The 14,119-nt window shown below is 45.9% G+C and carries 11 protein-coding genes; 3 read left to right on the forward strand and 8 right to left on the reverse strand.

The features are described 5' to 3' along the window. Positions 1–3: 3 nt before the first annotated feature. Positions 4–1,086, reverse strand: coding sequence for an efflux RND transporter periplasmic adaptor subunit (locus RXX31_RS13270; RefSeq protein ID WP_317589930.1), 1,083 nt, complete (start codon positions 1,084–1,086; stop codon positions 4–6). A gap of 104 nt (positions 1,087–1,190) precedes the next feature. Next, positions 1,191–2,072, reverse strand: coding sequence for a LysR family transcriptional regulator (locus tag RXX31_RS13275; protein ID WP_317589931.1), 882 nt, complete (start codon positions 2,070–2,072; stop codon positions 1,191–1,193). Positions 2,073–2,280: 208 nt separating this feature from the next. Here RXX31_RS13275 and RXX31_RS13280 point away from each other — a divergent pair, with 208 nt between their 5' ends. Next, positions 2,281–3,315 carry a PotD/PotF family extracellular solute-binding protein gene (locus RXX31_RS13280; RefSeq protein WP_014233650.1) on the forward strand — a complete coding sequence of 345 codons (1,035 nt, stop codon included), beginning with the start codon at positions 2,281–2,283 and terminating at the stop codon, positions 3,313–3,315. A 95-nt stretch (positions 3,316–3,410) separates the two neighbouring features. Here RXX31_RS13280 and tyrS read toward each other — a convergent pair whose 3' ends face one another. From tyrS to ppsA, 4 genes are all read right to left on the reverse strand, one after another. Further along, on the reverse strand, positions 3,411–4,664 hold the full coding sequence (gene tyrS, locus RXX31_RS13285) for a tyrosine--tRNA ligase (RefSeq protein WP_317589932.1): 1,254 nt from the start codon (positions 4,662–4,664) through the stop codon (positions 3,411–3,413). 81 nt (positions 4,665–4,745) lie between these two features. After that, positions 4,746–5,552, reverse strand: coding sequence for a helix-turn-helix domain-containing protein (locus RXX31_RS13290; protein ID WP_317589933.1), 807 nt, complete (start codon positions 5,550–5,552; stop codon positions 4,746–4,748). Positions 5,553–5,742: 190 nt separating this feature from the next. After that, entirely contained in the window at positions 5,743–6,522 is a 780-nt protein-coding gene (locus tag RXX31_RS13295; RefSeq protein ID WP_014233653.1) for a YSC84-related protein, read from the reverse strand. 195 nt (positions 6,523–6,717) lie between these two features. Next, positions 6,718–9,087: a phosphoenolpyruvate synthase gene (gene ppsA, locus RXX31_RS13300; RefSeq protein ID WP_317589935.1), complete on the reverse strand. Its 2,370-nt coding sequence runs from the start codon at positions 9,085–9,087 to the stop codon at positions 6,718–6,720. A 341-nt stretch (positions 9,088–9,428) separates the two neighbouring features. Here ppsA and RXX31_RS13305 point away from each other — a divergent pair, with 341 nt between their 5' ends. After that, positions 9,429–10,262: a pyruvate, water dikinase regulatory protein gene (locus RXX31_RS13305; RefSeq protein WP_317589936.1), complete on the forward strand. Its 834-nt coding sequence runs from the start codon at positions 9,429–9,431 to the stop codon at positions 10,260–10,262. A gap of 132 nt (positions 10,263–10,394) precedes the next feature. Here RXX31_RS13305 and RXX31_RS13310 read toward each other — a convergent pair whose 3' ends face one another. Beyond that, positions 10,395–11,651 (reverse strand): adenylosuccinate synthase, encoded by a 1,257-nt coding sequence (locus RXX31_RS13310; RefSeq protein ID WP_317589938.1) that lies wholly within the window; start codon positions 11,649–11,651, stop codon positions 10,395–10,397. A 107-nt stretch (positions 11,652–11,758) separates the two neighbouring features. On the opposite strand from RXX31_RS13310, the gene RXX31_RS13315 reads away from it, so the two are divergent. Next, entirely contained in the window at positions 11,759–12,625 is an 867-nt protein-coding gene (locus tag RXX31_RS13315; RefSeq protein WP_317589939.1) for a LysR family transcriptional regulator, read from the forward strand. 97 nt (positions 12,626–12,722) lie between these two features. Here RXX31_RS13315 and RXX31_RS13320 read toward each other — a convergent pair whose 3' ends face one another. Further along, positions 12,723–14,093, reverse strand: a complete 1,371-nt coding sequence (locus RXX31_RS13320; RefSeq protein ID WP_317589941.1) for a xanthine/uracil/vitamin C permease — start codon at positions 14,091–14,093, stop codon at positions 12,723–12,725. Between the last annotated feature and the right edge of the window lie 26 nt (positions 14,094–14,119).

Below are 14,119 nucleotides of genomic sequence, written 5' to 3' on the forward strand. Positions count from 1 at the left end.
TACCTATAGAGTCTTGATGGTTAGGGTTGGGGTGACGTCACCCTCGCTCAGGTAGTGGCTGCCGCTAATGACGACGTAGTCACCTTGGGCAAAATTACCAGTGACACATGCCTGATAGGCATCGATTGATTCCAGGTCTACGGGTTCTTCGTGTACAACTTGGTCGCGCACGACATTAACGTGCAGGCTGGCTTTTTCTCCCAATACGGCAGAGTAAGGGAAACAGTGGCTGGATGCCTGTTGGGTGAAGTGAGTATTTACCGTCACCGCTTTACCGTTAAACAAGTCGTTAGATGCCGAGTCGACATCTAACGTCACAGTATAAGTTTGTTTCAGCATGTGCTTCTTAGGGGCTATTTCACTGACAACGGCGCGATAGGACTGCTCTGTGTCATACCAGGTTAACTCTGCATCCTGACCCAAGGAGAAATCCTGAATCATGTTCTCTGGCACATCGATATCGACTTCCCAGTTTCCATCTTGTTGTAGCGTCACAACGGATAATCCCGGGCTGGTTTGCTCAAATTGCTCCACGTTGACTTCGCCAATAATGCCAGAGAACGGAGCGCGCAATTCGGTGTAACCTAGCGCGTCTTTGGCACGTTGAATGTTCTTCTCAACCACTTTCACCGATGACACACTGCGTTCATAACTGCTTACCGCACGGTCGAGGTTCACGCTCGCGATCGCATCTTCAGATGTTGCTTGTCTGACGCGTCGCAGCTCAGAGCTTGCTAGCTTGTTAGCGGACTTTGCTTCTAACATACGTGCTTTAAGCTCATCCAGTGACACTTGGTAGTCATGTGGATCAAGACGAGCGATTACTTGTCCCTTCTCGACATGGTCACCTTTTTTCACTAGTACGCTCGATAAGGTGCCTGGTACACGGAAAGAAAGATCGGCGATCTCTTTTGCTTCTACAATTCCGCTAAAAGATTTGTTCAGCGCAGTGCTGGCGTCAGTGACCTCTACCACTTGAATTGGACGAGATGTGAAGGACTGCTGAAGAGGTTGTTGTGTTTGGTTACAACCAAACAAAGCGAGAGCAACGCTACTTAGGGCTGCTGTTTTAATTAGGTGGTTCATAATATAGCTCCATAATTTTGGGGCTATATTACAGTTGCTGTGCGCTTTAATAATCGCCTGTATGCATGACTCACTGTCACGAAAAGTGAGACAATTAAAATGACTTAAACAAGCTTCGGAATATTTTCACACAAGTGCTCAATAAGGAGTCGACTCGCTTGGCTCAGTGTTTTGGGTTGTGGGTAGAGCAGCCAGCCAGTTTCTTTTGTAACGGAATATTCTGACAATATATGCGTGAGCTTTCCTGCATCGAGTTCATTTTTGACGAGCAGTTTAGGTACGTAGCTTATGCCACGACCGAGTACCGTTGAACTTTTGATAAAACCGATGTTATTAGAAATTAACTTTGGTTGTAGTGCTACATTTTGCTCTTGAAATCGCCAAATATTATCGACATCGCCACTTGGCCATCGAAAGCAAATGCATTGGTGATCGCTTAGTTCCTCCAATGTGCTAGGAGTACCTTTCTCTCTAAGGTAATTCGGAGAAGCGACCACACAGCGGTCTAATGTCAATATTTTCCGCGCTACAATATCTGCATCAAAAAGCGCCCCACCGTGAAAGGCAATGTCCAGCCCCTGTTGGAACATGTCCAAGAAGCCATTATTGATATTGCGAATATCCAAAACCACTTGAGGGTTCTGGTCTTGAAAATCAAACAAGATGGGTTGAAGCATTTCATATGTTTCAGGAAGAAGACCCAGTTTGATTCTGCCACGTACCTCATTACTTTTATTGCTTACGTGTTTATTGGCAGTATCTAACAGCGCAAGGGCTTGCAGAAGTTCTTCGTGATACGCTTCCCCGTTATTTGTCAAAGACAGACTGCGAGTTGTTCGATGAAACAGTTGAGTACCAAGATGGCGTTCAAGTTCGCCAATGCGTCGACTGACATTGGCGCGTGGAAGATCGAGAGCATGTGCAGCAGCTGTAAAGCTACCGAGTTCAACCACTTTCGTGAACAGTTTTAAATCATCAACTCTCATCAGAGTACTCCAGTTTTTTAAACGTCAATTTAAACATTTATATCCAAACGACTTCAAGATGCCCGTCGTTTGGGCGTTTCCAAAGTGAGGATAATCAATAAATATTTTTGCTTTTAAAGATTAATTTATTTTTCTTTTAATTGGTTAATTATTAACTAATTATGCACCCGAATCCCAGCGCGTCGCTGGACTGGTTGGATTGCATACCATGAAACTTATTATCAAAGGATTGGGGCTGAGCGCACTTGTTCTCAGTATGTTTGCTCATGCAGAAACGAAAACACTGAACGTTTATGCGTGGGGCGGCTATTTGCCGGAAGCGTCACTAAAAGCATTTGAAAAACAAGAAGGTGTGACGGTTAACTATTCGACCTTTGAGAATAATGAGTCAATGTATACCAAGCTGAAATTACTCAAGGGCACCGGTTATGACGTTGTGTTTGCTTCTGCGTACTTCATTGAAAAAATGGGAAGAGAAGGGCTGTTAGCCAAGATCGACCATGAGCAAGTGCCAAACATGCAAGACACAATGCAAGGTTTGCTAGGACAAGCGCACGATCCTAACAATGATTACTCGCTGCCGTATATTTGGGGCGTTACTGGGATCAGTTACAACGAATCGATGGTAGAGCAACCTGTGACAAAATGGGCAGACTTATGGGATGCGCATTATGAGCAACAAGTGATGCTGATTGATGACATTCGCGACGTGTTCGGCATGGCTTTAAAAATGAATGGCCACAGTGTGAACAGCAAAAATGAAGCGGAAATAAAACAAGCTTACGAGTCGCTGGTGGCGTTGAAAAACAATGTGCTGCTTTATAACTCAGATGCGCCACAGGTTCCGTATGTGTCGGGAGAAACCTCGGTTGGTATGCAATGGAATGGTAACGCTTACCAGGGTCAGGTAGAAATGCCAGAGCTGAAGTTCGTGATGCCAGCAGAAGGCGCGGTGTTGTGGATGGATAATTTCACCATCCCATCAGGCAGCGAAAATAAAGTGTTGGCTCATAAATTCATTAATTTTATGTACCAGCCGCAAAACCAAGCAGAAATCGTTAATAGCCTAGGCTACGCCTCTGCAACGAATGCTGGACGTAATCTGTTGCCGGATGAACTGAAAAATAATGCGACCATTTTCCCTGCGGAAGACGACTTGGAAAAAGGCGAGTTCATTAACGATGTTGGCGCTGAAACTTTAGCGATTTATGAGAAATATTGGCAGAACTTAAGAACTCAATAACGATAACAGGCGCGATAGCGCTATCTTGAAATCACTTAGTTCAAGACTATGAACACCCCTCATCATTAATGTGATGAGGGGTCTTTTTTTATCGGCTAAACTGCTCGCGTCACCAAACAGAAATGCTTCTTGCCGCGCTGAAGTAGCCAGTATTGGTCGAAAAGTGGGAAGCTCAGACTCGGTTTCTCGCTGGAGACTTTTTCGCCATTAACACTAATGGCATTGTTATCTATCAGTTCTCTGGCAATGCGTTTTGAACTTGCTAATCCAGATTCAATAAGCAGTTCCACCAAATCTTGTTGATGGCTTTTCATGCTCGGTAAACCATCCAACTCAAGCTGTTTTAACTCGCTTAAACTCAGTTGTTGGACATCACCGCTAAACAGAGCCTGAGTAATACGCTGCGCACTCTTCAAGCCTGCCTCACCGTGAACAAAACGCGTCATTTCTTCGGCAAGTATACGCTGTGCCTGTGGCTTTCCTTTGCTTGAAGTATCTTGTGTTTCGATTGCTGTAATCTCTTCACAACTCAAGAACGTGTAGTAACGCAAGAAGTGGTATACATCGGCGTCTTCTGCTGCCAGCCAGAACTGGTAAAACGCGTAAGGTGAGGTTTTACTCGGGTCAAGCCACACTGCGCCGCCTTCCGTTTTACCAAACTTGGTGCCATCGGATTTGGTGATTAGCGGTAATGTTAAGCCAAACACCTGCTCACCATTTTGACGGCGTGTTAAGTCTATCCCACTGACAATGTTACCCCATTGGTCATTTCCACCTATCTGTAAGCGGCAACCATGCTGTCTGTTTAGTTGTGCAAAATCGTAGGACTGTAAAAGCGCGTAGCTAAATTCGGTAAACGAGATCCCTTGATCAGGTCGTTGCAAGCGCTGTTTCACCGATTCGCGGTTGATCATAGTATTGATAGAAAAGTGCTTACCGACATCGCGGAAAAAATCGATCACATTGATTTTCTGCATCCAGTCGGCATTGTTAACCAGCTGCATTGGCGTCGCCAGTTGAGGGTTCATCAGTTGCTGAATTTGTTTGGAGAGATCATTCACCCAGCCAGTCACCGTTTCTTGCGAGTTAAGGTTGCGCTCGGTAGCTTTAAAACTTGGGTCGCCAATCATACCTGTTGCTCCGCCAATCAGAGCGATGGCTTGATGACCTGCATCCTGAAAGCGCTTAAGCATAATTAAAGGCACGAGGTGTCCGATATGCAGGCTACCAGCGGTTGGATCGAAACCGCAGTAGACGGTTTGTGGCTCCGATAAAAGCGTTTGAATCATCTCTAAATCACTAGCTTGCGCGATGAGTCCTCTCGCTTGTAAATCTTCAATCAATGTCATTGTCTTGTCTGCCTGAGTTATTGTTTCATTCAGACTAAAGCGCGACAGTGCTGATCGACATATCCCTAAGGGGACAGTTTGTTATCTTACGCGGGTAATCAGATGATTTAAAAACAGCTGAAATAGCTCGCCAAGTGAAGTAACTTTCAACTGCGAGTAAATCCGTTTGCGATGATTTTTGACCGTGCCTTGCACCAGTTCCAGTCGAGTCGAAATTTCTTTGGTATCAAACCCTTGTACTAGCAGTTGGGCGACTTCCTGCTCTCGTCGGGTTAACGTATCGGTGCCAAATGTTGTTAACGCGTGTTCGATTACTTCTCTCAGATTGCCAGAAAATGTCTCGGGATTAAAAACGGGCTCAGACATTGAAAACTCAGTTTGTTTCCAGTGCTGCTGGCACAGCGATTGAAGTATCGAAAAGTAAGATTGTAATCGGTTTATTTGCTGCGTTGAGAAGCGTTTGCCTTCTTCCAGGTAGCCGAAATAGAACATTACCCAGGAATGCGCTTCGACTTGGATCAGCATACTGAGTTCATCTTTCCAGCCGGTCTGGCGATAAAATTGGTCGCAATAGGCTTGGTAATCCACTCCCTTACACACCACATCTTTTAGCGTAAAAATCCCTTGTTGTTTGCTGTTGTTTAGCTTCTGGAAAAAGGGATCATTTTGAAACGAATTGGTGAGATAGCGTTGAAAAAGCAAATCTCGCTCATTTTGAATCGAATCATAAAGATAAATAGGGTGTTTGTTTTCACGATAGCCCAGTATCACCGCGCAATCAAAATCGAGTAGCGTGCTGATGACACGCATTAGTTTGGGTGTGAAGCTTGGAGAGTTTAGGGCAGATATCGCTTCCGCAAGTTGTGTATTGAATGCGTCGTTAGGCATGTTGATTCGATAGCTCGATAAGAATGTTGGTAAGCATAACGCAACAACCTTGTATCCTAAAGTAGCTGGTTTTAGATTCCTAGTCTCGCTTTGGCTCGATGGAATGACAGTGTGTCGAGTCTTTTACTAACCTAAAAAGGGAGCAAAGTGCTCCCCTGAAATAGAATAGTAGTCTTTTGGCTACGCGAGGTTACTGAGAGTTGGTTAGCTCCTCGTTGACCCAGTATTTAGAACCAGACACATTGACATCGACTAACAGACCTTTTGAGTTCAACTGGTACACCGCGACACCACTGTTAAAGTGTGTGCTGAGTTCCTCACCTTCATCGCCTGCAAGAGCCGTTGCTTCGCTGGACGCTTCCCAGCCTTCATTAACGAAAGTGTCGAAATCTTTTTGGTTTTCAAACAGCACCACTTGTTGATAAAACTTGCCGCCAGCGCCGAGTGCCAAGCCCATTCCGAACATGTTCATGTAAGTGCGTTTTTCTGTCTCTTTATTTACCGCAACGCCAGAGCCAGAGTTGGTGTGGAACAGTAAAGATAACTTGCGAGAGTCAAATACCGCGTAGCCATATGCTTGGTCGTAGAGTGCCTTCGCTTCCGGTTTTTCATTGAAGAGTTTGAACATGGTGCTGTCAGCCATCAAATCGACCGCTTGTCGTGCTTCTTCTGGCGTATCGCCTTCCATCAGCTCATCAATCTTTTTATCCGCGATATCAATCCACTCTTTGCTTTTTTCAATGCTCGCATCTGTCCATTCACCAGCCGTGTTCATCGCTTCTTCTGACCAGTTCATAAAATCTTGCCAAGCTTGTTTGGAATACGTTTTCGTACTGTCCCATGCCTCTTGTGCACCTTCCGCAACCGCATCACCCAGCTCAGACATCTTTTCGGAAATTTTATCCCAGTCTGCATGGGCCGGAGAGGCAAGTAACATTAGCGTTGTTAAGATAACGATCGGTTTTTTCATCGACTTCAATCTCTTGCGAAATGGGTTTCTTTCATTCTAGGTGAAAATCTGCAGAGGGAAAATTACGCATGACGCTAGGCTGCGAATATTGTCACGAACTCACGCAATATTGACATAATGTCTTGCTACAGAATGCAAAAAGCCCCCAAACCGAAGTTTGAGGGCTTTAGATTAGGTCAATCTATAGCGAATGAATTACTTGCTCACTTTACCTAGCTGCAACCAAGTATCGATAACCGTATCTGGGTTAAGTGAAACAGAGCTGATGCCTTGCTCCATCAACCATTCCGCTAAATCTTCATGGTCAGAAGGACCTTGACCACAAATACCTACGTATTTACCAGCTTTCGTTGCCGCGTCGATTGCCATTTTCAGCATGACTTTCACTGCCGGGTTACGTTCATCAAATAGGTGAGCGACATCGCCTGAGTCACGGTCCAGACCAAGTGTTAGCTGAGTCATGTCGTTTGAACCGATAGAGAAGCCGTCGAAGTACTTCAAGAACTCATCTGCCAGTACTGCGTTTGAAGGCAGTTCACACATCATGATAACTTTCAGACCCTGGTCACCACGGCGTAGGTCGAACTTCGCCAATAGGTCGATAACCGATGCTGCTTCGCTTGGAGTACGCACGAATGGGATCATGATCTCGACGTTTTTCAGGCCCATTTCGTTACGAACGCGCTTGATTGCTTGCGTTTCCAGCTCGAAACAGTCTTCAAACACTGGCGAAATGTAGCGAGATGCACCACGGAAGCCCAGCATTGGGTTTTCTTCGTGAGGCTCGTACGCTTTACCACCTACCAGGTTGCTGTATTCGTTCGACTTAAAGTCAGACATACGAACGATAACGCGTTTTGGCCAGAATGCAGAAGCGATAGTCGCGATGCCTTCTGTCAGCTTACTTACGTAGAAGTCGATAGGATCTTTGTAACCACGGATACGCTGGGTGATTTCCGCTTTTAGCTCATCGCTTTGCGCGTCAAAGTTCAGCAGCGCCTTAGGGTGAATACCGATCATCTTGTTGATGATGAATTCAAGACGTGCAAGACCAACACCTTCGTTTGGAATCTGAGCGAAGTCGAATGCACGATCTGGGTTACCCACGTTCATCATGACTTTAGTCGGTAGTAATGGCAGCTCATCGACAGAAGAGCGTTTCACTTCAAAATCAAGGTCGCCCTGGTAAACGTAGCCTGTTTCACCTTCAGCACAAGACACAGTAACGTCAATACCGTCAGGTAGTTTGCTGGTTGCGTCACCACAACCTACGATCGCTGGGATGCCAAGTTCGCGAGCGATGATGGCTGCGTGACAAGTACGGCCGCCACGGTTAGTGACGATAGCTGACGCTTTCTTCATGACTGGTTCCCAATCTGGGTCAGTCATGTCAGTGACTAGTATGTCGCCGTCTTGAACCAGTGACATTTGATCTAGAGAATCGACTAAACGTACCTTGCCTTTACCGATGCGTTGACCGATTGCACGACCTTCAATCAGAACTTCTGCTTTGTTGTTTAGTTCGTAACGCTCGATAACGTTTTTCTCGCCTTGAGAGCATACTGTCTCTGGGCGAGCCTGTACGATATATAGCTTACCGTCGATGCCGTCTTTCGCCCACTCAATGTCCATTGGACGCTGGTAGTGCTTCTCGATGATCATCGCTTGTTTTGCAAGCTCTTTGATTTCTTCGTCGTTTAGAGAGAAAGTGTTGCGCTCTTCATCTGACGTATCAATGATGTCTACTTGTTTGCCAATCTCTTGGTTGGTTGAGTAGATCATTTTGATCAGTTTAGAGCCGAATGTTTTCTTCACGATTGGGTGAGCACCCGCTTCCAACATTGGCTTGTGAACGTAAAACTCGTCCGGGTTAACTGCACCCTGAACCACCATTTCACCCAGACCCCAAGACGAAGTGATGAATACCACTTGGTCGAAGCCGGATTCTGTGTCCAGAGTAAACATGACGCCCGAAGAAGCTTTGTCAGAACGCACCATGCGCTGGATACCTGCTGACAGTGAGATACCACGGTGGTCAAAACCTTGGTGTACACGGTAAGAGATAGCGCGGTCGTTAAATAGAGAAGCGTAAACGTGCTTCGTCGCTTCCATTACAGCGTCAATGCCTTTGACGTTTAGGAAGGTCTCTTGCTGACCAGCAAAAGATGCATCAGGTAAGTCTTCCGCTGTTGCAGAAGAGCGAACTGCAACTGAAAGTTCAGGGTTACCTTCAACCAATTCGTGATAGTTTTCACGGATATCTTGTTCAAGATCTGCTGGGAAAGGGGCGTCTAAAACCCATTGACGGATGGTCGCGCCTGTCTTACGCAGAGCGTCTACATCCTCAACATCCAGTTCATCGAGTAGTTGGTGAATACGATCATCCAAACCTTCATGGTCAAGGAATTTATTGAACGCATATGAGGTTGTCGCAAAACCATTTGGAACAGAAACGCCAACGTTAGCTAGGTTAGAAACCATTTCACCAAGCGAAGCGTTCTTACCGCCGACTTTGTCGACATCATTCATGGATAGGCCATTGAACCAGAGGGTGTTCTTTTGCATGTCTTTCTCCAGAAACATTGCAGCTTTTGTAGGGGGACTTAAATCAATCTAAACAAATGCTTACTCGTTATTGTCAGTTAAAGTCACAGAGGGTGTTGTTATAAATTGTGCAACCAGAGTAATGAGCTACGACAATCTATAATTCACTATAAGCGACTTTTTTTGCACAATTTTCGACCATTCCATTTGTTCGGGTTGATATCAAAGGCAATCGATTACGTTCTTGCTAAAAAAAACTCAATGAATTTTCAAAGCTGTGGTGAACCTAACTGAAAGCCAAACTGATTTATTAATATTATGTTGACCATCCTACTCAAAAGATTTTTAAATATTAAACAAAAATGCAAACAAATACCCAAAGTCGTGATGTATTCTATGTTTCTGATGGTACGGCGATAACATGTGAGACATTAGGCCATGTTGTTCTAGGTCAATTTCCCTTCATTCCTAATGAAAAAACCTTTCCTTTTGTCGAAACTCCAGACAAAGCTTTGGATGTTGTAAAAGTACTAGAAGCTTCCTATCGTCGTAATGGCGTTAAGCCACTGGTGTTTTTCTCTATCGTAGTGCCACAAGTCCGTGAAATGCTGCTTGCTGCCCCCGCTTTCAGCTACGATGTGCTTGAAAGTATTGTGCAAAAAGTTCAGGACGATATTCAGATGGCACCGATGCCAAAGTTGCAACGTTCTCGAAGTGTGGGGAAAGATTCCGATACCTATTTTGACCGTATTGCTGCGATTGAGTACACGCTCGCTCATGACGATGGCATCACGTTAAAAGGTTTAGATCAGGCTGATATCATTCTGCTTGGTGTCTCCCGAAGTGGTAAAACCCCAACCAGCTTATATATGGCAATGCAGTTTGGTCTGCGTGTGGTGAACTATCCGTTTATTGCGGAAGACGTAAAGATGCTGCGTTTGTTGCCTGAGTTTGAGATACATCGTCATAAGCTGTTTGGATTGACCATTACGCCTGAACGATTGAATGAAATTCGCGAGAACCGTTTATCGGGCAGTGATTACGCCAGTGAAGAGCAGTGTAAATTGGAGTTGAATACGGTTGAAGCCTTGTTCCGAAGAGAGGCGATTCCTTATATCAATACTTCGTCGCTTTCGGTTGAGGAAATTTCCACGCGCATTCTGGAAAAGGCGGGAATGAAGCGCAGATTGTTTTAACGGGGAACCGTTCTAGACCGAACGGTTTTCAGTCAGGTTTCAAAAATAAAAAAAAGCGGCTTCACCCCGGAACAGATGGAAGCCGCTGCCAAAAGATGTGGTTTACCAACCTTGGTTGGTATCCATCACACCTTAACGCATAATCATTTGTTCACGACCAGGACCAACAGAGACCATTTTCACTGGTACGCCCATGAGTTCTTCAATACGCAGTACGTATTTCTGTGCCGCTACTGGTAGCTCTTCAAACTGACGACATCCTGTGATGTCTTCGCTCCAGCTTTCCATTTTTTCGTAGATTGGTGCCAGTGCTGCTGTTTGAGGCCAGATAGGGTTTTCACTGTGATCGCCTTCGTAGCCAACACAGATTTTAAGATCGTTAAGCCCGGTCAGACAGTCAACTTTGGTCAGCGCGATTTCAGTCGCAGCTTGTAGCTCAACTCCGTTTTTGGTTGCAACGGCGTCAAAGTAACCCATGTCGCGAGGGCGGCCTGTTGTCGCGCCGAACTCACCTGCAAGTTCACGGAATGCATCTTGCTCTTCCATTGCAGTGATCAGCGTGCCTGTACCGACTGATGAACTGAATGCTTTTGCTACTGCAATGACGCGTTCTGGACGAAGGGCTGGCAGACCACTACCAATACCAGCGTACATAGAGACAACGTTAGAAGAAGTTGTCCATGGGTATTCACCGTAAACAAGGTCACGGCCAGCACCAAGCTGAGCTTCAAATAGTAGGGTTTTGTCTTCTGCTTGCAGTGCTTTTAGAGGAAGTGTTACGTTGCAGATAGCATCACGCCAAGGTGCCGATACTTCCAGTAGCCAGTTTGCTAGCTCTTCTGCCGTCTGTTCAAACTCAAATGTAGGGTAAAGCGCACGTAGTTGAGGCAGTTTCCAATCCATCATAAATTGAAGACGTTCAACGAGCACCTCAGGTTGCTTCAGCCAACCAACAAGAATGCCTTTTTTCATCACACGGTCACCGTACGCTGGTGCAATACCTTGACGAGTCGAACCATATGCTTTGTCGCCTAAACGCTGTTCTTCTAGCGTATCTTCAAGTGCATGTAGAGGTAGACACAGTGTTGCGCGGTCAGAGATGGACATATTCACTTTTACGCCCGCTTCTTCAACTTCCGCAATCTCCTGAGACAGCAACGCAGGGCTAATCACCATACCCGGACCTAAAACTGCCAAACAGTCTGGGTTGAATACGCCACTTGGAAGCTGGTGTAGCTTAAACGTACCCAGGTCGTTAACCACGGTGTGGCCCGCGTTGTTACCACCTTGGAAACGAATACTCGCAGAAGCTTGCTCTGCCAAAAAGTCAACGATGCGGCCTTTGCCTTCATCACCCCAGTTTGCACCCACAACAACAATAGACGACATAATTTGTTCTCCCTTAACCGACCGAAAAATCTTATGTGGTTCGCATCAATAAGAGAAATTAATTATACTTATAAACTTAATAAGGATTTCATATCGGGTGAAGGGTTATGTTGGATTTGAACTGGTTACGAACTTTCGTCACGTTGGCTGAAGTCAAACATTTCGGCAAAACAGCGACCGAACTCCATATGACTCAGCCGAATGTCAGTTTACACATTAAGCAACTTGAGCAAGCAACACGGACTAAGTTAATTGAGCGAAACCCTGTACAACTGACACAGGCCGGAAAACGCTTATTGGATACGGCGCAACGCATGCTGAACGAGCTGCAGATTTGTCAGGCGGACCTTAACGCGATTAACGATCTTACGCAGGGAGCGCTTTCGATTGCTGCCAGCGATATTGTCTCGCGTTTATTGCTTATCAAGCCATTTCAAAAATTTAAGGATGAGTATCCGGGCATCGACTTAGCACTTTTCAACACCACCTCGTCTCAAGCGGTGGACTTAGTTAAGCGTGCTCGCGCTGACATTGGGTTTGTTATCGCCCAGAAAGAGAGTCAGCCGCTTCACTTTACCCCTCTTACGCAAATTCACTGGTGTGCTTTTGGCGATAATATCTTTGAGTGGCAAGAAAATAAGAAAGAAAGCCAGACACTGATTCTGCTTGGGCACGATACACGCACGCGCGAATTGATCGATGCGTCTTTGCCTCAACTGAAGCTACCCAAACATCGAGTGATGGAAGTTGGCAGTGTGGAAGCACAAATAGACTGGGCGGAAGCCGGTTTTGGTACTGCGATTGTGCCGGATTTTTCGATCGATCCTAGGTTGAAACTCTCAAGAGAAGTCACACCGTTGCCAAGCTTCCCTAACACAGATTTTGGCTATATCGTTCGCCAGAATCAGGTGTTATCCAAAGCGGCCAAGCAATTGCTGACGTGGGTTGGAGAGAATGTGTCAGTGGTAAGTTGATCGGGTTGGAAGTTGTGACTGAAACAGACAGTGAAGGTGACGTTAGAAACGCAACAGGTGAATACAGCCTGTTGCGTTTATTTAGTGAACTCTGCTATCAGCTATCGCTAACGGTTTCTCTGTCTTTCTTACTGACCTGAAAACGCAGTATGTGAGTACGCTCGATCAGAACATAAAGGACAACCCCAGTGACTAACCCCCAGCTTGCGCCATAGACAGCAAGAACAACGCCCATCATGCCGGCAATGCCACGTTCGGTATTATTGTTTAGCTGCTCTAGTCCTACCATCAGGCAGATGTAACCCGTTAATAGCAGAGTTAACGAAAGCGCTATCGGTAATACAGGTTGGAAGAAACTAACCAGTGGAAGCGCAAATAGAGCAACAAAACCAGTAATCCAGAATGTACCTGAGCCGCTGTAGATAGAGTCCATTGCTTCGCGTCCATGTTTGTACCGCTCAGCCATTGTCGCGGCAACTGCGGTCCACAGTGGTCCAGCTAGACCTGGATATGGTGCGAAGAAAGCATGCAAAGCGTTACGAATCGCGGTGACCAAATGAACACGGTCGATATTGTTTTCAATGACCTCATCGGTACGCAGTTCATCCGCTCGTTGCATCAATGATTGACCGACAATGATGTCCCCGAACGCAATAATGTAAGCAATGACGGCGGTTGGAATGGCCATCAGGAATACATCTAAATCCGGGAAACCAATATTGAATGGTAAGTACTGCCACATTCCGACAAAATCTGGTTGAGTAATTCCCCATTGAACATCAGGCATTGGGTATTCACCGACCAGAATGCCGACCGAAATGGCAATCAGCATGCCCGGTACCATGCCGTAATTAACAATTTTTTTCGCCAGTGGCACTCTATCAATCAATCCTTTAAAAGAGACTGAGAACATTAAATACAGGCAGACTAAGCTACCAATGCTCAGAGAGATGGGAGTGGCCGCCAGGCGTCCACCGCTGGAAATCTCGCCCATTATCGCCGCGATCCCGGCACCGATGATGATCCCTGCCTTGAGCGAGTTCGGTACCAGTTTAACCATCGCAGAGCCTAAACGAGTCACGCCCAGGACTAAGAAGATGATAAATACCAGTAGTTGAAGCGCGAACAGCGCTTGTATTGCTTCTGGTCCGGGCTTGAAGTCGCCAAGAAACAGTAAAACCACCGGAATACCCGGAGTGATCCAGCCGGGTACAAACGGCACACCTAACATCGCTGGAATCATAAAGCCAATTCCGCATACCACTACGTAGGCCAGAGCGATGTCATAAGGTAGTCCGAGATATTTCTCTAAAAGGGGGATCATCGCTAAGCTCACTACAAACATAATTAACGCTTGCAGCATTTCCGCAAATTCCCAGCGGTAGTGAATGAAAGGCAGTCTAATTTTAAAAGGCCCCAGTGGCCAGTATGGTTGTTCGGTTCCCTGCTGTCGTTTATAAACTTGCATGGTGTCTTCCTTGTTGACGTTATCGG

The organism is Vibrio sp. EA2 (assembly GCF_033042495.1).
Taxonomy (GTDB): domain Bacteria; phylum Pseudomonadota; class Gammaproteobacteria; order Enterobacterales; family Vibrionaceae; genus Vibrio.

Coding starts and splice junctions, on each gene's coding strand:
- tyrS (WP_317589932.1), bottom strand. CDS start 4,664: ATGACATTGATTGAAGATTTACAAGCGAGAGGACTCATCGCGCAAGCT.
- RXX31_RS13270 (WP_317589930.1), bottom strand. CDS start 1,086: ATGAACCACCTAATTAAAACAGCAGCCCTAAGTAGCGTTGCTCTCGCT.
- RXX31_RS13280 (WP_014233650.1), top strand. CDS start 2,281: ATGAAACTTATTATCAAAGGATTGGGGCTGAGCGCACTTGTTCTCAGT.
- RXX31_RS13305 (WP_317589936.1), top strand. CDS start 9,429: ATGCAAACAAATACCCAAAGTCGTGATGTATTCTATGTTTCTGATGGT.
- RXX31_RS13295 (WP_014233653.1), bottom strand. CDS start 6,522: ATGAAAAAACCGATCGTTATCTTAACAACGCTAATGTTACTTGCCTCT.
- RXX31_RS13320 (WP_317589941.1), bottom strand. CDS start 14,093: ATGCAAGTTTATAAACGACAGCAGGGAACCGAACAACCATACTGGCCA.
- RXX31_RS13310 (WP_317589938.1), bottom strand. CDS start 11,651: ATGTCGTCTATTGTTGTTGTGGGTGCAAACTGGGGTGATGAAGGCAAA.
- ppsA (WP_317589935.1), bottom strand. CDS start 9,087: ATGCAAAAGAACACCCTCTGGTTCAATGGCCTATCCATGAATGATGTC.
- RXX31_RS13290 (WP_317589933.1), bottom strand. CDS start 5,552: ATGCCTAACGACGCATTCAATACACAACTTGCGGAAGCGATATCTGCC.
- RXX31_RS13315 (WP_317589939.1), top strand. CDS start 11,759: ATGTTGGATTTGAACTGGTTACGAACTTTCGTCACGTTGGCTGAAGTC.
- RXX31_RS13275 (WP_317589931.1), bottom strand. CDS start 2,072: ATGAGAGTTGATGATTTAAAACTGTTCACGAAAGTGGTTGAACTCGGT.